Origin of the sequence: Saccharopolyspora hattusasensis, from assembly GCF_050972075.1 — a bacterium.
Taxonomy (GTDB): domain Bacteria; phylum Actinomycetota; class Actinomycetes; order Mycobacteriales; family Pseudonocardiaceae; genus Saccharopolyspora; species Saccharopolyspora hattusasensis.
Map to the genome: position 1 here is coordinate 2,020,466 of NZ_JBPCDC010000001.1, position 23,101 is coordinate 2,043,566.

At 66.0% G+C, this 23,101-nt stretch carries 19 protein-coding genes; 6 read left to right on the plus strand and 13 right to left on the minus strand.

The annotated features are described in order from the left end of the window. Positions 1-123: 123 nt before the first annotated feature. Both ACRXBZ_RS08665 and ACRXBZ_RS08670 read right to left on the minus strand, forming a co-directional pair. A complete protein-coding gene (locus ACRXBZ_RS08665) occupies positions 124-1,296 on the minus strand; it encodes a L,D-transpeptidase (RefSeq protein WP_433878637.1) in 1,173 nt (390 codons plus the stop codon). A gap of 310 nt (positions 1,297-1,606) precedes the next feature. Beyond that, a complete protein-coding gene (locus ACRXBZ_RS08670; RefSeq protein WP_433878638.1) occupies positions 1,607-3,709 on the minus strand; it encodes a helix-turn-helix domain-containing protein in 2,103 nt (700 codons plus the stop codon). A 327-nt stretch (positions 3,710-4,036) separates the two neighbouring features. Here ACRXBZ_RS08670 and ACRXBZ_RS08675 point away from each other — a divergent pair, with 327 nt between their 5' ends. Next, complete coding sequence (locus ACRXBZ_RS08675; RefSeq protein WP_433878639.1) at positions 4,037-4,168, plus strand: hypothetical protein; 132 nt, start codon at positions 4,037-4,039, stop codon at positions 4,166-4,168. A 157-nt stretch (positions 4,169-4,325) separates the two neighbouring features. On the opposite strand, the gene tnpC is transcribed toward ACRXBZ_RS08675, so the two are convergent. The 8 genes from tnpC to ACRXBZ_RS08715 form a co-directional block, all read right to left on the minus strand. Beyond that, positions 4,326-5,849 carry an IS66 family transposase gene (tnpC, locus tag ACRXBZ_RS08680; protein ID WP_433878640.1) on the minus strand — a complete coding sequence of 508 codons (1,524 nt, stop codon included), beginning with the start codon at positions 5,847-5,849 and terminating at the stop codon, positions 4,326-4,328. A gap of 412 nt (positions 5,850-6,261) precedes the next feature. Continuing rightward, positions 6,262-8,553: a tetratricopeptide repeat protein gene (locus ACRXBZ_RS08685; RefSeq protein WP_433878641.1), complete on the minus strand. Its 2,292-nt coding sequence runs from the start codon at positions 8,551-8,553 to the stop codon at positions 6,262-6,264. Then, positions 8,550-8,918, minus strand: coding sequence for a WhiB family transcriptional regulator (locus tag ACRXBZ_RS08690; protein ID WP_433878642.1), 369 nt, complete (start codon positions 8,916-8,918; stop codon positions 8,550-8,552). Before ACRXBZ_RS08690 ends, ACRXBZ_RS08685 begins: the two co-directional genes overlap by 4 nt. Next, the gene (locus tag ACRXBZ_RS08695; RefSeq protein WP_433878643.1) at positions 8,915-9,271 is read right to left on the minus strand and encodes a hypothetical protein; all 357 of its coding nucleotides are present in this window, start codon (positions 9,269-9,271) and stop codon (positions 8,915-8,917) included. Before ACRXBZ_RS08695 ends, ACRXBZ_RS08690 begins: the two co-directional genes overlap by 4 nt. Beyond that, complete coding sequence (locus ACRXBZ_RS08700; RefSeq protein ID WP_433878644.1) at positions 9,268-9,717, minus strand: hypothetical protein; 450 nt, start codon at positions 9,715-9,717, stop codon at positions 9,268-9,270. Before ACRXBZ_RS08700 ends, ACRXBZ_RS08695 begins: the two co-directional genes overlap by 4 nt. Positions 9,718-10,347: 630 nt before the next feature. Continuing rightward, entirely contained in the window at positions 10,348-11,757 is a 1,410-nt protein-coding gene (locus ACRXBZ_RS08705; protein WP_433878645.1) for a GGDEF domain-containing protein, read from the minus strand. Positions 11,758-12,645: 888 nt separating this feature from the next. Further along, complete coding sequence (locus ACRXBZ_RS08710) at positions 12,646-15,144, minus strand: helix-turn-helix transcriptional regulator (RefSeq protein WP_433878646.1); 2,499 nt, start codon at positions 15,142-15,144, stop codon at positions 12,646-12,648. A 396-nt stretch (positions 15,145-15,540) separates the two neighbouring features. Beyond that, entirely contained in the window at positions 15,541-15,810 is a 270-nt protein-coding gene (locus tag ACRXBZ_RS08715) for a hypothetical protein (protein ID WP_433878647.1), read from the minus strand. A gap of 207 nt (positions 15,811-16,017) precedes the next feature. Here ACRXBZ_RS08715 and ACRXBZ_RS08720 point away from each other — a divergent pair, with 207 nt between their 5' ends. The 3 genes from ACRXBZ_RS08720 to ACRXBZ_RS08730 all read left to right on the plus strand — a co-directional run bounded on the left by ACRXBZ_RS08720 (position 16,018) and on the right by ACRXBZ_RS08730 (position 18,034). After that, complete coding sequence (locus ACRXBZ_RS08720; RefSeq protein ID WP_433878648.1) at positions 16,018-16,431, plus strand: ArsR/SmtB family transcription factor; 414 nt, start codon at positions 16,018-16,020, stop codon at positions 16,429-16,431. Continuing rightward, entirely contained in the window at positions 16,392-16,877 is a 486-nt protein-coding gene (locus ACRXBZ_RS08725) for an SRPBCC family protein (protein ID WP_433878649.1), read from the plus strand. Before ACRXBZ_RS08720 ends, ACRXBZ_RS08725 begins: the two co-directional genes overlap by 40 nt. 593 nt (positions 16,878-17,470) lie before the next feature. Beyond that, on the plus strand, positions 17,471-18,034 hold the full coding sequence (locus ACRXBZ_RS08730; RefSeq protein ID WP_433878650.1) for a phosphotransferase: 564 nt from the start codon (positions 17,471-17,473) through the stop codon (positions 18,032-18,034). 106 nt (positions 18,035-18,140) lie between these two features. On the opposite strand, the gene ACRXBZ_RS08735 is transcribed toward ACRXBZ_RS08730, so the two are convergent. After that, positions 18,141-18,548 (minus strand): hypothetical protein, encoded by a 408-nt coding sequence (locus ACRXBZ_RS08735; RefSeq protein ID WP_433878651.1) that lies wholly within the window; start codon positions 18,546-18,548, stop codon positions 18,141-18,143. 769 nt (positions 18,549-19,317) lie between these two features. Between ACRXBZ_RS08735 and ACRXBZ_RS08740 the strand changes: the two genes are divergently transcribed. After that, a complete protein-coding gene (locus ACRXBZ_RS08740; RefSeq protein ID WP_433878652.1) occupies positions 19,318-19,470 on the plus strand; it encodes a hypothetical protein in 153 nt (50 codons plus the stop codon). A gap of 361 nt (positions 19,471-19,831) precedes the next feature. Here the strand turns inward: ACRXBZ_RS08740 and ACRXBZ_RS08745 are convergent, their stop codons facing one another. After that, entirely contained in the window at positions 19,832-21,409 is a 1,578-nt protein-coding gene (locus ACRXBZ_RS08745) for an IS1182 family transposase (protein WP_433883827.1), read from the minus strand. A 204-nt stretch (positions 21,410-21,613) separates the two neighbouring features. On the opposite strand from ACRXBZ_RS08745, the gene ACRXBZ_RS08750 reads away from it, so the two are divergent. Beyond that, entirely contained in the window at positions 21,614-22,438 is an 825-nt protein-coding gene (locus ACRXBZ_RS08750) for a transposase family protein (protein ID WP_433878653.1), read from the plus strand. A gap of 15 nt (positions 22,439-22,453) precedes the next feature. On the opposite strand, the gene ACRXBZ_RS08755 is transcribed toward ACRXBZ_RS08750, so the two are convergent. Continuing rightward, positions 22,454-22,720: a hypothetical protein gene (locus tag ACRXBZ_RS08755; RefSeq protein WP_433878654.1), complete on the minus strand. Its 267-nt coding sequence runs from the start codon at positions 22,718-22,720 to the stop codon at positions 22,454-22,456. Positions 22,721-23,101 lie beyond the last annotated feature (381 nt).

Consider the following 23,101-nt stretch of genomic DNA (forward strand, 5'->3'; position numbering starts at 1 on the left):
GCTTCTCGTTTTCATGTCTACTGTGGTCACCAATTCCTCCGTGGCGTGAATTCCGCCCGGGTCTGCGGGCGGCATGAAGTCGGCTTCGGTCATCCAAGGAAAAGCGCGGAACCGTGCGCCGGGCTAGAGGGCGGACAGGCCTTGCCAGGTCTCCCACGAGACCGCCCAGTCGTAGATATCGCCGTCGGCTGAGGACAGTTCTACGCTCGACCCGGTGATTTCGACGGGGTCGCCGTAGAGTGCCGACTCGAAATACTGGTGTGCGTCGGCGGTGGACAGGTTGATGCAGCCGTGGGTGATGTTGGCTTTGCCCTGGGCGTATGCGCTGGCGGGGTTGGCGTGAATGAATTCCCCGTTGTTGTTGATGCGCACGGCCCATTTCTCGACCAAGTCATAGCCGTATTTGCGTGACACCATGCGTTTCGTCGGGTGTTTCTCGGTGACCACGTGGATGCCTGAGCGGGTGACCCGGTCCGGGTCGCTTTCCCGGCCATAGCTGGCGTCGTAGGTGGCCACGGGCTGCCCGTCCCGGATGACGACCATCTTGTGGCTGGTCACGTCGGCCTTGACGATCTGCTCGCGCCCGATGGTGAAGTGAGTGGCGATGTTGTCCGGGCCGAAGGCGCCGCCGCCGAGCGGCACCCCGCGCAGGCCGGCGGTGACCGTGACCGAGGTGCCGGGCTTCCAGTAGTTCTTCGGCCGCCAGTGCACCCGGGAGCCCTCCGCGTTATCGGGCAGCCACGCCCAGGACCCCTCGGTGGGCACCGAGGTCTGCACCGACAGCGCGCGTTCGGCCGCGGCCCTGTCCCGGATCGGTGCATCGAATTGCAGCATGATCGGCGAGGCGACCCCGACGGTGCTGCCCTCGTCGACGTTGAGGCTGCCGGCGACCAACTCGCTGGGCGTGGCGGTCGTGAACGAGCCGCCGAGATCGCGACGCCCCGCGTCCGGGCCCAAGGCCGTGCCCGACCAGGTGTAGGTCGCGCCGAAATCCAGAGGTTCGCCGGCAGTCCACGCATCCCGGTTCGGGGTCAGCCAGCCCACCACTGGCCTGCCCCCGGCACGGGTCAGGCTGACCGAGTCGAGCGTCCCGCCTGTGACGGTCACACCCACCGGGCCAGCCGGGCTGACCTCGCGCGCATCGCGGACCGGGGTCGTGACGACGATCAACGACGACGGCGGCAACGGCGGTGGCGGCGGAACCGAGGCACCGCTGCTCGCGACGCATCCAGCCAGCACGCTCGCGGCTAAAATTCCAGAAACCAGGTACCCCAGGACCACCCGTGACCTGCGCATCCAACCCCCTTGTTCACACCCTGTCCGGGTGGGCTCGCATCGAGCCTTGTGATTGATCGCGGTGCCGATCCCCTGGTGCTGCGCGAGCGTGCGCCGGCTGGGCGCAGCACCAGGGGAGGTCGGGAACCACCCCCGATAGGGCTCCCGCACCGCAGGCCAGTCCTGCGCTCCCCGTTGCTCCGACTGGCCGCGACAGCAACTATCCAGAAACAGTGGCATAGGGAGAAGAGTTGACCTGTGTCCACTTAGGCCGATTCGTGTCGTCTTCGTGGACACGCGATGACACACCAACTGCCCACACCCGGCCCGCTCAGGCGAACCTGGCCTCCACGGTGGTCAGGCGAGCGCGCACATCGGCGGCGTGCGGATCGCCGAGCGCGTCGAAGACCTCCAGCGCCTGCCGCCAGGCGCTGCGCGCGCCAGCGGTGTCTCCGCCCTCGTGCAGGACCTGGCCCCGGACGAACAGCGCGTCTGCGATGCCCCACTGATCTGCCAAATCCCGCCGGAGCGCGACACCGCGGTCGAGGTGCTCCAGCGCTCGCTCCCGCTGTCCCATCGCCCGGTAGGCATCGCCCAGTCGCACGAGGACGAACGCTTCACCAGCGCGATCACCCAGCTCGATGAACTGCTCCCGCGCCCGCGCGAGCTCGTCGGCCGCATCCTGAAGGCGGCCAAGCCGGTAGCTGGCGCTGCCCAGCCACGCCAGGGCCACCGCACTGCCGAAGGCATGCCCGCCCAGTTGGAAGATCTCCAGGGTCCGGTCGAACTCCTCATAGGCGTCGCTGTAGCGGCCCATGTCCAGCATCGTCGCCGCCACCGCGCACCGCGACCAGGCGAACCCCGCCTGATCACCGACCTCGACGCGAAGGCGCATGGCCTCCGACAAACACTCCAACGCGTCGTCGTACCGCCGCAGCTGGGACAACGCACTGCCGAGCTCGTGCTGGCACCAGCCCTCGCCGACTTTGTCCTGCCCTGCCCGCGCCGCGGCCAGCCCTCGGGTGTTCGCCGTAATCCGGATCGACCACCGCTTGCTCAGCGACAAGTAAGGCCCCCACACCACGGCCAGCGTCCACGCGGTCGCGGTCAACCCGCGTGCCTGGGCGTAGCCGATGGCCGTGATCAGGTGCGGCACTTCGTGGTCGCACCAGCGCAGTCCGGCCCGGTAGTCCTGCGGCGCGCACACCAGCGGCGAGACTTCCGTGGCCGGCGAATCCAACCTCGGCAACGGATGCTGGGGTGCGAGCACGGAGGCGGCCGTCAGCGACGAGTGCACGTACCACTCCAGCCACCGCCGCAGCGCGGTGTCGGCCTCCTGGGCCGGAGCATCCGATCGCGCGTGCTCGGCGGCGCAGACGCGCACCAGGTCCGGAAGCAGGTAACGGTCCTTTGTGGACTCTGCAAGCAGGTGCTCGTGGACGAGCCGTTGCATCACGTGCCGCGTCATCGGCACCGACCACTGCGCGAGGGCGGCCGCAGCGTGCACGGAGACCTCGCCGGGGACCAGGCCGAGCAGCTGGAACAGCCTCGCGGCGTCGTCCGGCAGCTGTTCGTAGGACCACGACAACGCTTCGCGGATTCCGGGATTGTCGTCGTAGGAGGAGGACAGCGCCTCCAACAGGGCCTCGTCGGAGTCGAGTTCCTCGGCGAGCTCCACGAGGCTGTGGTGCGGGCGCGCCGCGATGCGCGCGGACAAGGAACGCAGGGCCAACGGCAGGTGACTGCACCGTGCGGCCAGCGCATAGGCGGTGTGCCGTTCCTCGTCGACGCGTGTCGGCCCCGGCCCGGCCTCTGCGGAGAGCATGTCGACCGCTTCGGTCACGGTCAGTGGCGCGAGCTGCACTCTCCTCGCGCCGGTGCGGCTGACGACGCCGCCGAGCCTGCGCCGGCTACTGACCACGACCATGCATCCCGGCGGGCCGGGCAGCAGCCGGAGGACCTGCTCGGCATCCGCGGCGTTGTCCAGCACGATGAGCACCTGCTGCCCGGTCAGCAACGACCGGAACAGCGAAGCCCGCCTGTCGACGCCGTCGGCGATCACCGCGGAGGGCACCCCCAGCGCGCGCAGGAACTCCTCGAGGACCTCGCTGGGGTCCCGGCGCGCTGCGGTACCCCAACCACGGAGGTTGCAGAACAACTGCCCGTCCGGGAACTGGTCGGCGGCCGTGTGTGCCCAGCGCAGCACGAGCTCGGTAAGCGGCTGGTCGCCATCGCTGCTGGGCAGTACGGACTCGAGGATGTCCGCGGACTCCAGCGTGGGCGCGTTTTTGCCGCGTTCGAGTTTGGACAGATGACTGAACGAGTAGGGCACCTGCTCGGCGAGTTCCCGCAGCGAGAGCCCTTGGCGCTCGCGCCGTCGCCGCAGCTCGGTCCCGTACGAAGGCCACCCCTCGTTGCGACTCTTCTCCACCACAACGCCCTTCTTTCCAGCCCACGCTCTCGCGGGCCCCGCAGTATGAAGTGCCACTGGGTCCTCCCTCGTCCGGAACCGCACTCGCCGGGGCGCACGAGTGGGTCGGCGTTGACGCTCGAACGCCCCGAGCGCCAGCCGCCACTGGGCGTGCAACGACCCGGTGGTGGTGAAAACAGCTTGTGAACAGCCATAATTCGCGAGATCTCGCGGCCGATCAGTTCGTCCGGCTCGGCTGGACCTCAGCGGGAGATCCGCACGCCGAGCCGCGCCCCCGCACGTACCCATGGGCGCGTTCAGCTGCGGTGTCGCCGCCCACGCCCCCGTGGGATGTCCGGCGCGGTTCACCAACGCCATGTCCGAGATCTCCAGCAGCCACACGGGCAGCCCGGTGTCGGCGTCGACTCGCTGCCGGAGGCCATCGCCGCCGTCGCCATCAACAAGTGCGGGTTCCACGCGTGATGACAGAGCGCGTACCCCCATGGGAAACGCCTGAGAATGCGAGATTGGATAACGGAAACCTGTTTGCAAAGACATTGACTCTCCCCAGAAGTCGGTGTCTTGAGAGAGTGTCCATTCAGGGTCGAAATTCGAATGCCTGGCTAGTTGATCTTTGTGGTCAGGCTGGGGTGACTGGTGGCATCCAGGGGTTGCCGGTGAGGGCGGCATGGATGGCGTCGATGGCGCGTCGCCCGTGGTTGGTGGCGCTGGTCAGGTAGGAACGGACTCGGCAGAACCGGGCCAGGGTGGCCAGGGTGTGCCAGTAGCCGGAGACTTTCTGATGCAGTTTCGGGCTTTTCAGCGCTTGCTCGGAGGCGTTGTTGGTCCAGGGCACCGCGAACACCCTGGTGAACAGCCAGACTTGGTTGGCTTTGCCGGCCAGTCGGGTGGCGAGGTTGTAGCCGGGGTGGTTGCCTTTGTCCCAGTCGCGGTGGCGGTTGGTGGCGATTCCCCAAGCGACGGCCTTGTCGTAGCGGGCGCGCAGATCGGCCAGCAGGTCGGGGTCGAGGCGATCGGCCCCGGTGGCGTGGGCGTCGGCGACGGCGGTGTGCGCTTCGCGCAGCACCTTGCGGACGGTGGCGGCCCATCCTTGCTGGGTGGGGTGCAGGTCGAGAACGCCTTGCAGGTGGCGGAACAGGTGCGCCACACACTGTTGCACCCCAGCGAGGGTGGGGTCGAACTGGTGCCAGGCGGTGTAATCATCGCGGACGAGATACCCGGTGTATTTGCTGAAAAGCCCGAGGGTGCGCAGTGCTTTTTTGGTGCGTGCCGGCAGTTCCCGGTACCACACCAGCCGTTCATCCGGGGTGCGCACACAGACCACGTGCGGGGCGCCGGGGACCGGTTGGCCGTCCTCGCCAGTGTCGGGGTGCGCGATGTTGACCGGTGTTTCGTCCGCGCACAGCACCGGTTCGGCGGCCAGCACGGCGCGCATCGCGTCATCGAAGCCTGCCTGATCCAGCCGCTCGGCGACGCGTTCGTGCGCGCGGGCGACGAACCCGGTCGACACCGGAGCGGAAAGCAACGCTTCCATCAGACTCGCGGTGCGCTCCACCGGCACATTCCCGGTCGAGGACAGCAGGACCGCCGCGGCGTTAACGTTCGGCCCGTAGCACACCGCCCCGGCCTGCCCGAAAGGCACCGCCGCGGTCGTGGTCTTCCCGCAACTGCCACACTGCCGCTTCGGCAGCCGGTACTGCACCCGCCGCAGCCGGATCGGCGGGGTGTCCCAGACCTGCGTCCAGGACATCCCCGCATCCCGGCCCTCGGCCAGAGCCGCACTACACCCCGAACATCGCGTCGGTTCGGGCGCGGTCTCGCTGCGATCCGGGTTGACCACCGGCACCAAACCCGACCCTGGATGTCCTTGCTGGCCACCGGGCTTGCGGTCCTTCGACCGCACCCGCTGCGAGCGCTGCGCGCGGCGTTTCCCCTTCGCTGCCAGCGAGTCCTGCGATGGCGGCGTTGAGGAATTCGTCGAATCCGTACCCAACCTGCGCTTCAGCTCAGCGTTCTCCGCCCGCAGCCGGGCGTTTTCTGCCTCCAAGGCCTCAACCCGAGGCACCAAGCCCTCAACCAAGGACACCAACTCGTCATACGAGGGCGCGGGCTGCTCCGGTCCGGACACAACCCCAATGATCAACGATCAACCCTGCAAGATCAAGCCAGCCAGCCCGCAACCACAACCCCAGCTCAACCAGACCCTTGAATGGACACTTGAGAGACGGCCAAACAAATGCGCATCGGCCGTGTGCAAATGCGGCTGTACCCGACCAGGCACAGTGCTGTCCCCGGGGTCAAGTAGCCCAGCTATACCTGTGACGAGCGCATTCGGTTCCTCATGTCAAGAGAATTCGCCCGAGCGATCGGCATTTGCCTGACGTCATGCCCCTGGTGCCGCTCTCGTGTGCGGTACCAGGGGTGCAGGGGCCGCCCCCGACAGCCGGCTCCTGCGTCGCCTGGGCGGCGAAGCGGCTGCAGGTTGACTGTTCCACTGCGCAACGGGAACATGGATGTGTCTTCCTCCCCGGTTCTGTGGCTCCTCAATGGACACGTCATGGCACGCCTCGCGCGGGTGCGGTGGTCGCCAGCCGGGCGCGCGCATCCGATGCCCGCGGATCACCACGGTCCTCGAAGATGTCGAGAGCGTCGGTCCACGCGCGTCGAGCAGCGTTGACGTCGCCCTGGTCGTGCAGGATCTGTCCCCGGACGAGCAGGCCATCGGCGACTCCTGAGGCATCTTCCAGTTGTCGCCGCCCCTCGATGCCGCGGTCGACGTGGTCCAGCGCTCGCTCTCGTTTTCCTTGCAGCCGGTAGGTCTCGCTCAGACGCACCAGCGCGAGAGCCACACCGTCGGGGGCGCCCAGTTCGTCGAAGCGCGAGAGGGCATCGGTCAGCCGGTGCAACGACTCGTCAAGCAGCCCCAGCCGCTGCAATGCCGTCCCCGTCCAGACCAGAGCAGTGGCTTCCCCATAGGCGTGACCGTGGAGTTGGAACCGGTCGAAGGCCAGCTCGGCGGTCTCTCGCGCCTTCTCGTAGCGGCCCATGTCCAGGACAGTGGCGGAAACAGCGATGTGCGACCAGGCCAGCCCGACCTGGTCGTCGAGGGTCTCCCGTAGCCGCGCGGCCTCGGTCAAGTGCACCAGGGCTTCGTCGTTGCGCCTGAGCATCGCCAGCACGGTGCCGAGCTGGTGAGCGCACCATGCCATCCCGGCACCATCGTGGGAGTCCTCGGCGATCGTTGCCGCCGTGGACAGCGCCGAGACCCAGTCCGGGTAGCGCGTCGTTGACTCTGACTCCAAGTAAATTCCGCCGATGATCGCAACAGTCCATGCGGTGCGGGGAAGCCCGGCTACCGACGCCTGGTCGACGACCGAGGTCAGCTGCGAGACGTGGTGCTCCCACCACCGCCGTGCGGCCAGGTAGTCCGCCGGCGCGGCGATCATCGAGGCGACCTCGGGCTCCGGTGCGTCCAGTGCAGGTAGGTCGCAATGCGCAGCCAGCAGGGCGCTGGCCGCTGTGGCCGAGTGCGCATACCACTGCACCCATCGGCGTCTCGCGGCGTCGATGGTCTCCTCGGGTTCCTCTGCTCGCATGCGTTCGAAGGCGAACTGGCGTATCAGGTCAGCCATGCGGTACCGGTCACGCGCGGTCTCGGTGACCAGGTGCTCGGCGGCCAGGTAGTGCATCCACTGCCGAACGGTCCCCGCAGGCCAGCCCAGCATCGCTGCGGCCGCCACCGCATCAAGTTCCCCCCGCACGATCCCCATGACCCGGAACACCCGTGCGGCTTCGCTGGGCAGCTCCCGGTAGGACTCGCCGATCGCCTCCCGCATGCCCAAGGCGGCATCAGACGGGGACAACCAGTCCAGCGCACCCTCGGCCATGTCCTCCGCCAGCTCGGTCAGGCTGCGCTGTGGCCGAGCTGCGCATCGATCGACGGCGATCCGCAAGGCCAGCGGCAGGTGACCGCACCCGGCTGCTATCGCCTCGGCAGCCGCGGTTTCGGAATCGACCCGAGTCTGGCCCCCTACCGACGACAGCAGGTCCAGCGATGCGGCCGGGGCCAACGGATTGAACGTCACCTGCAGTGCTCCGGTGCGGTGGGTGACCCCGTCGAGACGACGACGGCTGGTCACCACGACCATGCAACCGGAAGAGCTCGGCAGCAGTGGCAGCACCTGGTCGGAGCTGGCGGCGTTGTCCAGGACGAGCAGGACCCGACGGTCAGCCAGTAGCGACCGGAACAAGCCCGCCCGCCGGTCCACGCCGGAGGTCATCGAGACAACCACCAGCGGCACCCCCAACGCGTGGAGGAATTCCTCCAGCACTTTCTCAGGATCCCGACGCGCGTTCGGTCCCCAACCACCGAGGTCGACGAACAGCTGCCCGTCCGGGAACTGCTGCTCGGCGACCGGGTGAGCCCACCGCAGAACCGTCGCTGTCTTTCCGACTCCTGCCCCGCCGGTGACCACGACGGTGCGGACGGACCCTGGCGTACCGCCCTGAAGCGCGGCACCCAAAACAGCTAACTCCGCCTCGCGGCCGACATGATCCGCCACCGCTGGTAAGAGCTGCGCCGGCTGCGCGAGACGCAGCGCCCGGATGGCCTGGGTGTCGTCGACAGCGAGCTCCAGGAGCTTGTTCTCCGCGTGGAGGGCCTCGTCGAGTCGTTCGGCGGCGTCCAGGCTCGGCGAAGCCAGCTCGCGCTCCAATTTGGACAGATAGCCGAAGGAGTAGTACACGCGCTCGGCGAGTTCCCTCAACGACAAGCCGTGCTTTTCGCGGCGTCTGCGGAGCTCACTGCCAAACGACACGGCCGGAGTGCGGCCCCTCGTGCTGTTCACCGCGGTGTCCTTCCTTTTCCGATCCCGTACCTGGCCTGCAGGTACTGTGTGGCGCGCTGGCCAGCCCTCCGTCCTCCCCGAAACCCTGTGGGCTGGACCGGCTGGTGAGGTGTTGCGGCCTCCCAGTGCTGGGCATCGGCGTCGCAGTGGTCTCGGACCGGGCAGGACGCACAGGTCACCTGTGCTGTGTGTGCTTTGTCATCGCAGTCCCAGTGCCGCGGATCGTGATCGCGGCATGCCGCCTGGGCTTGCCACCGGGGAGGGGCGTAATCGCCCCAGACCTGCAGGGCCAGGGCGACCCATCCTCGTGCGACTTGCCGCGGCACGGTGCCGCGCTCGATCGTTCCCGCTGCCACGACGCTCACACTCCAGCCCGCAACAAGACCCGCAGCCAGCGCAGTTGAGAGCTGAGCTCGGCGACTTCCTGTTGCGACAGGTCGGTGGTCAGCACCTGCCCCTGGAGTTCTCGGGCCACGAGCAGACCCAGCAGCATGCTGAACGGCTCAGTGAAATCACCTCGGGACCTGCTGTCGGCGGGGAATGCGTGCTCGATGCGCACCATCACGTCCGGGTCGCCGGGCAGGTCGCCTCCGAGCAGCCACCATCCACCATCGTCTGCGGGGGCATGCGTCCAGAGCTTGGGAAATTGCTCCACAAAGGACACGTCGGGCCAGGTGAGCACGCGTGGCGCGCTGTGAGACTCGTCGTCGGTCTTCACCGGGATGCCTCCTTGCCGGAACCGGCTCGTTTGTCGCCGCCGAGCCACAGCTCCATCCGCAGCGGCCGGGTGTCCTCGATGGCGCGTGGTGCGCCGGTCACGCCGAGGGCCCGGTACACGAAATCCGTCCACGGCCCAGCCGGCCCGGTTCCTTGCACCGGCTCGACCGTCAGCCCGACGAACTCCACCTCGCGGCGCATCGGTAGAACGGGTTCCTCATCCGCCAGGATCTCCACGGTGATCTTGGGCTCCAGCTGGGACACCAACGCCAAGTCCACGATCGTCAGGCACCACACGGGTTTTCCCGACTCCGGGTCGATGCGCTGCTGTGGCGAAGCTTCGCCATCGACGATCACAGGTTCCGGCCGTGAAATCAGCCGCGCCCCCGAGGGAAATGCTTGTGCGTGGGCGATCGGATAGCGAGCTCCAGGACGTAAGGCGGTCATTTGACTCTCCCCAAAGACGTGTGCCTCATCAAACGCGACCCGCATCCCCGCCGCGGACCGCACAGGGCCAGCCGGACTCAAGAGAAACCCGGCGGCGATCGCATTCCGGCGATCATCGACCGCAGAACCCTGCCACGATCAACGTGACACTCCGCGCCCGAGCGAAGGTCTCTCCGCCTCGGACAAGAAACGGTCCCGATCGCCGTCTGCAACGTCGTTGAACTACATCTCGTAATTAGCGCCATGACGAAGAAGGCGTGTCTCAGGTCTACATCGTCGCGGACAATGACACCACAGAGCGTACACAAAAAACGCCGATCGTCACACTAATGGAGCAGTGAGATGCGGCGTTTCATGACTCTTCGTATTTGTGTCCCTGCGGTTCCGTCAAGTCGCGGATCGCGACCACGGTTTCCCGCAATCAGGGCAGACCGCGTGGAAACAATTCGGCATGCCAAATGGGCCCGCGCCGGGGATAGCGTGGGCCTTCGCATTTCTTTTTCACATAGTTGCGACAGGAACCGAAAAACACGCCGAAGAACCGGACTTACCTCGCCCGGGAAGATACGGAGAGCTTTATGCGGCCGCTGCGTGGTGGGGCGTGGAACTGTCACCCCCACCACGCAGCGGTCACATCCGTGCGGCCGGCGTCTCCGCCTCGCCTCCTGCTGAGCAGGTGTCAGCCATTTCCGGCGCGACTTGGTTGCGGCCGCGCCGTTTGGCCTGCCGCAGTAGGCGGTCCGCGTGGGCCTCCAGTTCTTCCAGTGTCCGACCGTCATCAGGGGACAAGGCGACGCCGACGGACACCGTCGGGCCGGGCACATTCGCCTCTCCCAGCACCACCGTGCGCCCACCGGCCGGTTGGGTCACCTCGATGTGTGCTTGCTCGACGTCGGCGCGGATCCGCTCAGCGATGTTTAAGGCGTGCTCGCGCTCGGCGCCGGGCAGCAGCGCGATCATCTCGTCACCGCCGCTGCCGCCGCGCCGGCACAGCAGGTCGCCGTGCCTGGTGACCGACCGCAGTACGTCCGCGACACCCACGAGGACCCGGTCGCCCCCGAGCAGCCCGTAGGTGCTGTTCCATTGTTTGAACTCGTCGATATCGATGATCAACAGTGCGGTGCTGCGTCCGCGCTGTTGATCATCGGCGAGTGTCAGTTGCGTGAGTGGGTCGAACTTGGCTCGAATCGGGAGCCGGGTCAGGGTGTCGTGCAAGGCGTCATGGATCAGGGACGCACGTTCGGCCTCGGCCGCTGCAACGCGCTGCTTGTCCCGGGTCGAGGCCACGACGACGGGCACCGCCAGCACGAGCATCCATGGCGTCACCGACTGCATGACCGCTGCACCGGATGCTCCCAGCAGCGTGACCAGCGCGAACTGGTTCATTCTTCGCTCGCCGAGCACGTTCACTGGCGACCAGTCATGCGTCGCCAGGCCAACGACGACGCCGACCGTCGCCAGCTGCAGGAGGAAGTACGTCACCGCTGCCGCCGCGAGGACTCCGAGGGCCACAGCCACGTCTTCGCCCGCCTGCCACAGCTGGTGTCCGGTGAGGTAATCCCGTAACGGTGTCTGCGTCGCCAGCGCGTGCGCGCCCAGCATGCTGAGTCCGATGCTCGTCGTCGAGAACACAAATTGCAGCAGCGGCCTGCGCGCGATCGCGAACACCGCCACCCGGACGACGACCAATACGACCAGCGCCGCGGGCACCGGCAGGACCAGCGCAGCGACGAAAGTCCACACGCTGGTCTGATCGATGTGCTGGCTGCCGCCCTCGACGCTGGCGCCGCGCCGTCGTTCCTCGGCCTCCAGCGTCAGCACCACATGCGCGAGCGCACACAGACTGAGCAGGCCGCACCGCACCCACTCCAGATGCGTGTAGTCCTCGGCGACAGCAGCTCTCGTCGCCCAGGCCACGACAAGCAGGTGACCAGCGACCACCCAGGCCCAGGCCAGCGGCGGCAGTGACGTCTTCGTATCCCCGCCGCGCGAAACATCCGACGATTGGCCGTAGTTCCCGCCGCGTAACCCAGCGACCATACTGAGGGTCCACCGTCCGACCCCCGACGTACGCGACCGACGGAGCAACCTCCCGGTCTCGCTGCGTGCTGGGCTGCAGTGAGGAGGTACCTGTGTCCGGCAACCGCGACTGGTGAACGTCATTCCCGACGTCCCCTTCCACTTTCGGAGCCCGTCCGGGATTGGCCAGCTGACGCCTGTCTCTCCCCCAGGAGGCTCAGGTTGTTCGATTCCCCTGTTCCGGGCGACGCTATGTCCGCTTCCAGCAGGATTCGTTCACTGACACCTCCCTTCACATGGTCCACCCAACAGGACCGTTGACTATCCACAAAGGAATCTGGCAGTACTTTCGTCGGCGCCCCCACGCCCGGGGTCGCCGACGAAAGCCAGCGGGCTTAGATCGACGACAGCGCCCCCACGCACAGACCGGTCACGAGCGCTAGGACAGCGACGTCTACGACGCTCAGCCTCCCCACCTTCCGATATCCCAGTCGATCATGCTCGGCTATGACACTGGATTGCCGCGGCAGCTTGAGGAATCCAGTCAGAACGAACACACAGCCGACCAGTGCAGGAGCAGCGGTCAGGACCACGGTGGCCTACCCGGCACCGAGGATCATTGCTAGCCCCGAATCGTGATCAGCAACCGTGAGCCCGAGTGGCGGCTTTGTGCCCTGCGTCGAGCGTCCTGAAGTCCGCGGCGAGTCGGATCCGAACCAGCCGTGGGGTGGGCCTCCCGAGCTCTTCAATGCCCGTAGCGCCGCGCCGGGTACTCGTCGGTCCAACTCACCGGGCGGATCTGGTGTTGCCACGACCCCCTCCTTCGCGGTGTTCTGCGCCGTGGCTTTACTTTCGCGAAGGAGGGGAGGTGACGGAATCCCGGAGCCACCCGGGATTTGACAGCTACCTCTACGGGTTTACGGAAGCCCCGGCCCCGTAGTGCCCGCCCGTCACAGACAGAGGACGTGCTGCCCGCGGAGGACGTGCGGGAAGCCACGGCAGCATGAGAACGCTACTGCCGGATTGCTTTCGGGACCAATCGACCAGCTGCTCTCGTGCCAGCTTGGTGTCACGGGTCATCGGGAGCTGAAGTTTCTTGCGGGCCTTGTTCAGATGGTCCTCGACCGTGCGTCTCGATTTGCCCAGATACTGGGCGATCTGGCCGTTCGTTGCACCAGTGGGAAGCAACCTGACCACTTCCCATTCCGCCGGACTCAGCGGCCCGGTGCCGACAACCCCCTCGGTCCCAGTCGCTGCCAGCACGGCCAAGTCACCGAGCGAGTGTCCCTCGGCGAAGGCGGCGGCGAACGCATCAGCGCCCAAGACTGCCTTGCAGGAAGCCAGCGTCTGTGCTGTGCGATCGGCCCATCCGGGCAAGGCAACCTCGACGTCGACTCGCTCCGTGGCCATTTGCGCGGCTCCGAGAATGACCGCCGCGGACCGGTGCTGTCGCTGGGCAGCCAGAACTAACCCCAGGCAGGTAGCGCCGTAGACAGGACTCCACCGATCGCGGATGTCCACCCAGAGTTGTGTCACCGCGGTGATGGCCTCGCTCGCTGCGGCGAGTGCTTTCCTTTCCTCAGCGACGTTGCCGCGTTCGCCAGCCTGCTCCGCGCATCTCAGCAGGTACAGTGTCTCCGTATATCGCGCCCACGAAATCCCCCACACACCAGCAACAGACTGCGCTTCCGCGAGCAGCTCGTCGATCACCGGTCGCGCGCGGTCCACGTCTGCTTCCGACGCGTAGCACATTCCCCGATAATGGGAGGCCATGTACTCGCCGCCGGCATCACCGATGTTCTTGAATTGCGTGACCGCTTCCTGCAGGATCAGCATCGCCTCGTCGGCGCGCCTATCATCCCACCATGCGGAAAGTCCCCTCAGATACGTCACATATGGCTGGACGGAGCCAGAGAGTTCTTCGTACCGAGCAGCCTCAGCGAGATCCTCTCGGGCCCCGTCGTGCTCGCCGAGATGGCTGCGCAACCATCCGGCAATAGCGAAACCCGTCGCCATGAGCTCCGCGTCATTGTCCTGGTCAGACAGGCTTTCCAAGAGCTCAACCAGCCACCGGCGTGAGTGCTTGATGAAGCCGTCGTACAACGCGCCTCTGGCCCGCAGGATGTCAAGCAGCAGCCGCAGCCCCCGCGCCGGCGCGTGTACCGTCGCGTAGCGCAGCACCGTTTCCAGGTTGAGCTGATCATCCCTCCAGAACCGCATCCAATCCAGCTCATCGGCACCGGCCCACTCACGCCTGCAGCGTTCTGCGAGTGACTCGTAGTGGCCAAGGAGCCGGTCAAAGACCTCCTCCGTCTCGCCACGCTGCGCAAACTCTTGAGCACCTTTGGCCTTCAGCGGCCCAAGCAGCGAGTACTCCGCGAAGTCCGCGGGGAGGCCCTGCACCTGCTGCAGGACACTCTTGTCCACCAGGCCGGTCATGACCCCGTGGACCTCATACTCGGCGATCACTGTGCCATCGGCGATCACGGCAGCAGCCACGTCCCGATGGAAACGGCCCGCAAAAATCGAGAGCCTGGCCCATGCGACCCGCTCCTTTTCCTCGAGCAGGTCCCACATGCACTGGAGAGCATGCGCAAGCGTCTCGTGAGAGCGCTTGGAAACCCTGTCGCCACCCCGCACCAACAGCACCCCGTCAGGATGCCGACTCAGCCAGGCGAGAAAATCTCGCGGAGAGCTCGCCGCCACCTGCTTGCCGAAGACACCGAGAACGAGCGGAATGCCGGCGCCAATTTGGGCCAGCCTCTCAACATCAGCAGTGTTCTCCGGAGTCAGCGTGAAGGTGTCGCGCCGCTGTTGAGCACGAGCAACCAGCAGCTCGACCGCCTCGGAGGTATCCGCCGAGTGGTCCTTCGACGGAACCTCCAGCGGGTGCACCGGGATCACGCGTTCGCTGGACAGCTCCAGAACATGCTGGCTTGTCGTCAGAATCTTCAGCTGCAGGCAGGACGACAGCAGCTCGGCAGCCAGGAACGCCGCACCGGCTTTGACGTGCTCGCAGTTGTCAAACACCAACAGCACACGACCAAGAGACCGCACTTTCTCGATGATCAATGCTGCAAGGTCGGTGGTGCCGTTGCCCACCACACCCACCGCGGCCGCAACCGCGTCCGTCACTCGCGCCCGAATCTGGTGTTCGTCCAGCTGGTCGATGTCCTCGATGTCGTTGAGTGCGATCCAGCGGATCGTGTCAAACTCGGACGTGAGCTCAGTCGAGTCCTGGAAAAACCAGGCCACCTGCAAGGCCACCGTGGATTTCCCGACCCCTGGAACCCCGATGAGGGTGACATGCCTCCACGAGTCCAGAGCGGTCTTGACCTGCTCGATCAGCTCGCCCCTGCCGACCGGCACGTCGTACGGAACCGGCAACTCCCCATTATTCAAGATCACGATGCACCACCCCCGATGGTCAGCAGGAAGCTTAAACGGCGCAGTGGTTTACTCCATTGAAATGAATAGTGACCGTCGTCACATTTCCGTTCTGAATTGATTTTTCACCCAAACGGAGCCTTACGGGCCACTACGGAACACCTACGGGTTCTGACCACGGCCTTCCCATGCCGTGAACCAATAAGGAACCGCGTCGCCGCCAACTCGCTGCTGTGATAGACAGGTCAAGCCCTTGCGCTTCGTTGAAGACTCGGAGCGCAAGAATGTCGTTAGCGCCCTGCACCCATTTGCTGTGGCCCGACACAAATGCCAGTGCCACTACGAGAATGGCGTCGGCGGATAGACGCGGATCTTGTTCCGCAGCAGGCGAGGCGCACGCACAGGACGACGATGCACCTAGACGAGGGTGGCCGTCCGGCGGCGGTGGCTCGCGGACAGCGGGAAGGCCGCTATGACCGGGTCGTTGACCAGTGGATGCTGCCGCGGGTCCACCCGAACGGCGTGCTTCAGGTCCGGGACGACGAGGGCCTGCGCCGGGATGTGCGCGTTGATGCGAGCCCTCGCACCGCCGACGATGACTGGCGACCGCAGCTTCGAAACGAAGCGGTCGCCACGCTCTCGGCGCCGGGCCTCGCCGTCCTGCGCTATACCAGGGTCAAGACACACCGACCTGCCAGCCCTCGATGTCCCCGTCGGCATTAACGCGCTGCCAGGTGCACGGTCAGCGGCATGTCAGGACGGTCGGCGAAACGCTCCTCGCGGCGTTATGAGTGCGCCTCCTGCAAGGAGTCAAATGCCCGAGGGGTCGACCACGCCCGGCACGTCCGACAAAGCCATCTCCAACGCGGGGCTTGACAACATACAACCACTTGGTTGTATGTTTGGGAGGTGGATGACAGCGAGGCCGAGGACAGGGCAGACGCCCTTTTCCACGCACTCGCCGACCGAACCCGGCGCGACATCCTGCGTCGCGTTCTGGCCGGTGAACACTCGGTCACGGCGCTCGCCGCGACGTACGAGATGAGCTTCGCGGCGGTGCAGAAACACGTCGCCGTCCTCGAACGCGCGGGCCTTGTCACCAAGCGCCGCAGCGGACGCGAACACCTCACCACCGGCGAGGTGGAGGCGGTGCGCTCAGTGGCCTCGATGCTGGGCGAGCTCGAAGAGGTGTGGCGCGGCCGCGTCGCCCGCATCGACGAGCTCCTCGCCACTGACGAAAAGACAGAATCGACAAAGGAGAATGAGCCATGCCCGTCACCGACGTCCAGCACGACCTGGACAACCTGACCCTGACCATCACCGCCGAGTTCGCCGCACCCGCGGAGCGCGTGTGGCAGGTCTACGCCGACCCACGCCAGCTGGAACGAGTCTGGGGACCGCCCTCGCACCCCGCGACGTTCGTCGACCACGACCTGCGGCCCGGCGGACGGGTCACCTACTACATGACCGGCCCCGAAGGCGAGAAATACTGCGGCTGGTGGGAGGTGAAAACGGTCGACGAGCCACGCGAATTCACCTTCGAGGACGGTTTCGCCGACGAGGATTTCAACCCGCTGCCGGACATGCCGGTCTCTCACAACACCTACACCTTCAGCGATATCGACGGCCGCACCCGCGCCACCTTCGTCGGCCGCTACGCCTCGGCCGAGGCTCTGCAGAAAGTGCTGGACATGGGGATCGTCGAAGGCGCCACGTCCGCCATCAACCAGATCGACGAACTGCTCGCAGCGTGAACACGCCGGGGCCAGCCCCGGGGCCGGCCCCGGCGTCAACACCGATAACACGATCTGCGCCTTCTGCTCCACCGGGACCAGCGGAGCATTCTTCCTGCGGCTCGTGACCGCATCATTCTCGAATCCGCCAGAAGTTTGACGCCGCAGCGCCCCGCCGGCGAGGGGCATTTTGTCGGGCGCCCCTGCTTAAAACGATCTATGCTCAGGATCGGCCCCGGTTCCGACACCTGTCGGATGGGCAAGAGAAACAACAACACCTACCGCGTCGACCTCGGCGAGGACCGTCCAGTCATCCTTCGTGTTGCCCCTGAACCAACACGCTAGTACGGCATCGAGCGCGGCCTCATGCGCAATGAGTATGCGAGTGCACCGTATCTCGCTCGGATTGCGCCGATGATTCCGCATACGCTCGTGGCCGACTTCACCGACGAGATCATCGGCAGAGACTACTTATTCCAGACGATGCTCGATGGGGTTCCGGGCCCGGAAGGTAACCGGGCAATACCCTCGGGCGGCGTGGATATCCCTCTTCCGGCAGATCGGGACGATCGCCCGCAGCATCCACGCCGTTCAAGGGGACCAGTTCGGGCCCGGTGACCGGCCCCGGTTTTGGCACCTGGGGCGAGGCGGTAACGGCGTTCTTCGCTGATCTCGTGGCCGACCTGGACGACGCCGGTCTCGACTCCGCGGACGTGAAGGAGATGATGGCCGCAGCGGACAAGTACCAAGCGGTGCTGAACGAGGTCACCGAACCACGGCTGCTGCATGGTGATCTGTGGGCGGTCAACATCATGATGGCGTCTGATGCCCCCGAGCCCACGATCACCGGCGTGTTCGAAAACGACCGAACGTCCTGGGGGGATCCCGAGTCCGACCGAACGATCTTCATGGCTGCCACGAAACCCGGCACGGAACGGGACACGTTCTGGGAAACCTACGGACTCGGCCGTCCACGCCCAGCGCGGCCCGCCGGTCGCTGTTCTACCTCGCGAAACACATCGGCGCGATCCGCCTGGAGCGGCACCGGCTGGGCAACGCGGACCCAGTCCCGCAGACCTACCAGCAGATGCGGAAAGTGCTCGACCACCTCCAAGCATGAGTCACGGTGCCCGGGTTGGCGGCGAAGAACTCACGGCGCGGACGGATACTGGGATTGAACCAGTTACCTCTACCGTGCCAAAAAGGGCAGCTCCCTGCACCGCACTAACCTGCGAAATCAGAGAACCCGCAGGTCAATGCTGTTCCGTTGTGGACAGTTGAGCGTCATACGACACGGTTCAGCACAGTTGAGTTCTCCAAAATTTCTCCCGATCCCGCCCCTCCCACCTTGAAAGCGCCTAAGGCCCCAGGCTCCATACCTCCGGCAGATAGGCCGCCCGTCGGCTTCGATCCCACGCAGGCCACCGACCCAACGTGGCGTTGAGCGGCGGCATGAATCTGATAGTGCTCGATGACGGCGATCAGCGTCGTGACCAGAACACTGATGGTGAAGATCAGTGCTGCCATCAGTAGATTCGGCAAGGCACGGGCCGCGGCAGCCTGGTATCCGCCCTCGACGATGGTCGGCAGCACCAATCCGAGGGCGCGGAGTCGCTGGGCGCGGTGCCGAGATGGTTGGGCGGCCATCGCGAGGTGCTCGGCTGCGAGCCACAGCACCGGGTTCCAGCTCACGCGGTGACGGCCAGGTGCTGCGCGGCGGCGTGCCAGTGCTCGGAGGCAGTGTGGTCGCCGTGCTGGAGGCAGCTCTGTAGCTCGTCGGGCGCGGCGTCCATGTGACGACGAAGCTGTTGGGCAGCACTCACTCCTGGTTGTGCGGATCTTTGCGGGTGCTTTTGCCAGCGGGTGCTTGTAAACGGGGCAGGGACAGGTCACGGCGGAGGCTAGAACCGGCGATCCAGGGGCCTGCGGGCAGAGCGTGTGCAAGGTTGACCTGAGGGTTTGCGGCGGGTTTCTGACCAGGCGGGACGCAAGACGAGGGCGCGGTTTCCGGTGAGAGATCATCGGGTTGTCTAGGCCGTGCCGGTCTATCCAGGAGCCGTGCCCTCGTGTCCTTGTCTTTCCCGGTTCCGGTTGTACTTGACCGGCCGGCCCTCGCTGCCGAGTCCCTGCGGGGTTGTGTGGACGGTCTCTGGCAGGCTCTGGAGGCGGTGAGCGATGCCCGCGATGGGCGGGCAATCCTGTATCGGTTGCCGTTGCTGCCGGCCTGGTTTCTGGCCGAGCCCGGTGTGCGCTCGTGGTCGGGTGCCCCGTCGGGCTGGACCGTCGCGCGGGTGTTGGCACTAGTCGACCATGGTGAGCTCGACCAGGCCTTATCGGGGTGGACACCCCCGGGACGGCCAACGAGCGAAGGCGGTCGCTCTCGGCGGCGAAACGATGCTGGCCGCGGTCACCGGGAAGGCCGGCATGCTCCGAACACACGTGGTGGCCGCGATGAACTCACGTGGCGAGGTTCTCGGCCTCCATCGCGGTGGAGGCTGGCGATGATAACGCCGCAGCCCGCGATCTGCTGGCTGGGCTGGGACGAAAAGCGTTGGAGAAAGTGGTGATCACCGCCGATGCCGAACACACCGGCGCCACCGTGGTCTGCTGCTGATCGCATTGCAGTCCATGCATGGCGCGCATCTGGTCACTTTGGTTCTTTTCGGTGAACTTTGGTCGGAGATGTAAGCCTCCGGATGCGGTGAGGCGTCTGAAGCCGTAGCGGCTTCAAGCTGTCGCGAGAGTGCTTCGGCCATCGGTGTGTGTGGGTTTGCTGAATAGGGAGCGTACGTGTGGCGGCCTAGGAGGCCGCTGAATTAGGCGGTTCTGGGGACAGTCGCCGCAGGGACGGAGGCGAGAAAATTGACGAGCAGTCCCGCAGCAAGCCCCTATCCGCGCGTGGCAGTGCGGTCGGGGCGGGCGAGAGAGCACCTAGACGGGCCGGTGAGGGCCCGGTCCGGCCGGTCGGCCGCTGGTTAGGCGGCCGAGCCCGCCAGAACCCAGACTCCTGCCGTGCGAGATAGCCCGCGGCCCACGAGATTGCGCAGGTTGAGCACGGCGGTGCGACGAGTGAGCCAGGCATGGTTCTTGGTGGCGCCGCGATAACGGAGTTTGAGACGACGGCCGCCGATGCTGGCGATCTGGGAGATGACCCGTTCCACGTTGGGCCGGAACTTCCGGTACTTCTCTCGCAGTTCGGGCTTGTCTGCCCAGTCACGGCGGGCTTGGCGCAGCAGATCATCTCGTTGGTGCAGAACGATTTTACGGCCGGTCTTGGACTTGGTGCAGCGCGCACGCAGCGGGCAGTCGCGGCACAGCGCGCCGAAGGTCGCCACCCGGTTTTTCTGACTGATCGGGCGGGTGTTACCGGCCGGGCAGCTCACCGTGCCCGCGTGCTCGTCGACGGTGAAGTCGTCGACGGTGAACCCGCCCTCCACCGGCGCTTGCACCGGTTTCGGCTTGATCACAGCCTCGTCGGCGTCGGTGTCGTCGATCGCGCCACGCAGATCCCCTGTGCCGTAGGCGGAATCTCCGTACCACTCGCAGGGATCGTCCTCGGCGTCGAGGAACTCCTCGGCCACCGCCGGATCGGAGTTCTTCGTCCCAGCGGCCTTGGTCAGCTTCTCGTCGGTGATGATCCCGGTCTCGGGCTCGGCCGCCACGTGCGCCCGATACCCGTCGCGGCGGTTCTCCGGCGACTTGCGGGTATGCCGCGCATCCGGGTCCACCGTGGATATCACTCGATCCGGGGCGACCCGCCGCGCGATCCGCCACCGCCCATCAGTGCCATCCGATCCTTCCGCCGGTTCGACATCCTGACCGGCGACCAGCGCCAGCAACGCCACCGCGACCTCCGCATCGCCCTCCAACTCGGCCTCCGTCAACACCGCCACCAGCGCGCCTGCGTCGTTGACCAAGGCCGACACCAGTGCGTCCTTGGCCTGCGGGTCATCCCAGTCAATCCTCGGTTTGCCCGGCTGGCTGTAGTCATGGCCGGTGCACACCTGTGCGATCCGCTCGGCTGCGCCAGGAACCTGCCGGGCCACCCGCCGGATCGCCGCAATCAGCTGGGTGACGGTGTCCTGAGTGGCCACCGCATCAGCCAGGATCGTGGAATCCACCGCCCGTTTACGCCGGCCGCGCAGGATCCCGGTCTGCTCGATGACGTCCTTGACCGCGTCATTGATCCGGTGGGGCCGATCCGACGCCGCCAGCCGTTTGCGCCAGTACACCAGGGTCGAGGCATCAAATCCCTTGTGGTCCAACGACATTCCGGTCGCGACCTTCCACCGCAGATCACACCGCGCGGCGTCGGCGGTCTCCCGATCCGAGTAGTCATGCAGCGTCTGCAACACCAGGACCGAGGCCATCACCGACGCCGGGATCGACGGACGTCCCCTCCCCGAGGGGAACAGGTCCTCGAACTCCCCATCGGGGAACACATCCTGACGATGCTCGGCCAGGAACGCGAACACACTGCCCGCCGGCACCAGATGACCGACCAGCGCGTGAGCGTCCAGCAGTTCCCGGTCGGCACGTTCCACACCCTGCATAAACCGATTCTCCCAGCTCAAGCCCAGATTCCTGGGAGACACGCCGATTATTCAGCGGCCTCCTAGTGAGCCATTCCGGGTAACGGTTGGTGACGCGCTGTGTTGATCTTGGGGTTTGGTGTGGGGCTGTCCACATGAGAGCGCGGGATCCCTGGTACGAAGTAGTCCTTCCACAGATCAACTTCGTAGGGAACCCGCGCTGCTATGAGTGTCACATACGAGGCTGTCCTGGACGTATCCGAGGACACGGTGTTGTTCTTGTCCGGGTTGTTGCATGCCGAGCGGCTGCGGCGTGGTACTCGTGCGGGACGGCGCAAGCTGAGCACCTACAAGCAGGCGGTGCTGGTGTTGCGCTGGTTCCTCGACGACACCCGGATGTCGGCGTTGGCCAGGGATAACAGGATCTCGAAGTCGACGGCGTATGAGTACCGCGACGAGGGTGTCGCGGTGCTGGCGGCCCGCCGACCGACGTTGCACGGGGCGTTGCTGGCGGCGAAGATGGCGGGGCATTCGTTCGTGATCGTGGACGGGACGTTGATCCACACCGACCGGATCTCCATCCCTGGCCCGACCAAGGGCGTCGATTTGTGGTGGAGCGGAAAGCACAAACATCACGGCGGCAACATCCAGGTCGTGTCCGCCCCGGACGGGTGGCCGCTATGGGTCTCCGACGTGCGGCCCGGACGCGAGCACGACATGACCGCCGCCCGCGCCGACCCCGAACTGCTGGAGCGGATCGCCGACTGGATCAGCGAGGGCAGCCACGCCCTGGCCGATCTCGGCTACGAAGGCGCCCCGGACACCTTCACGATCCCGTTCAAAAAACCCAAAGACGGGGAACTGACCGTCGATCAACAGGCCTACAACGCAGTCCACGGCGCGCTGCGCTGCCTAGGCGAACGCGCCAACTCACTACTTAAAACCACCTACAAAGCACTTCGCCGCCAACGCGGCTGCCCCTGGCGCATCGGCACCATCGCCGCAGCTGCCCTGGTCCTGCTCCACCACGAACACGCCCGCACCACATGACCAAATGGAAGATGATCACACAAAGCAACCAACCGTTACCCGGAATGGCTCACTGCGACCCACCCGCCTCCAGACCTGAGCGAAACGCTCGTGGTCACGCAGGACGCGAAGACACTTCCGATACCTGGTCACGGTCCACGACTGCATCTCCTCATGCCAGAAGACCGGCGATTTCTCCCGGAGCTCTGCATAAACCGGATACGGATCGGCCAGCGTGGCCGGCTCCAACGGATCGAACTGAATGCGGGAGGTCATCAGCTCCTGCTCCTCGCTGCGTTCCACGGCACTCGTTAACGCCGGATGGGCTGGTCTCAGCCATTACCGAGACCAGCCCCGCTCGTAGTCAGTGGTCGTGAAACATGGGCAACCTCCCTCCCCGCTCAAAACCACGGCCGCGCAATTCGCGCAGCTATGTGTGATCCCCAAGGCTCACGGCGGGCTTCACGCGGCGACGCCACGGACGATGGCACATGCTCAAGGGCCGGGGCCGGGGCCGTGGTAGTCGGCGACAACGGCACCGTGGTGCCGGTTACGGCTGTGTCGCCGGTGGCGGCGTGTGCGCTGGGAGAGGAGTCGGGGCACCTGTGCTGGTGGCTGGTGGTTGAGTGCTGAAACCGGAAGGGGTGACGTGGGCCCACCCCAATGCATAGACAACTACTAGCG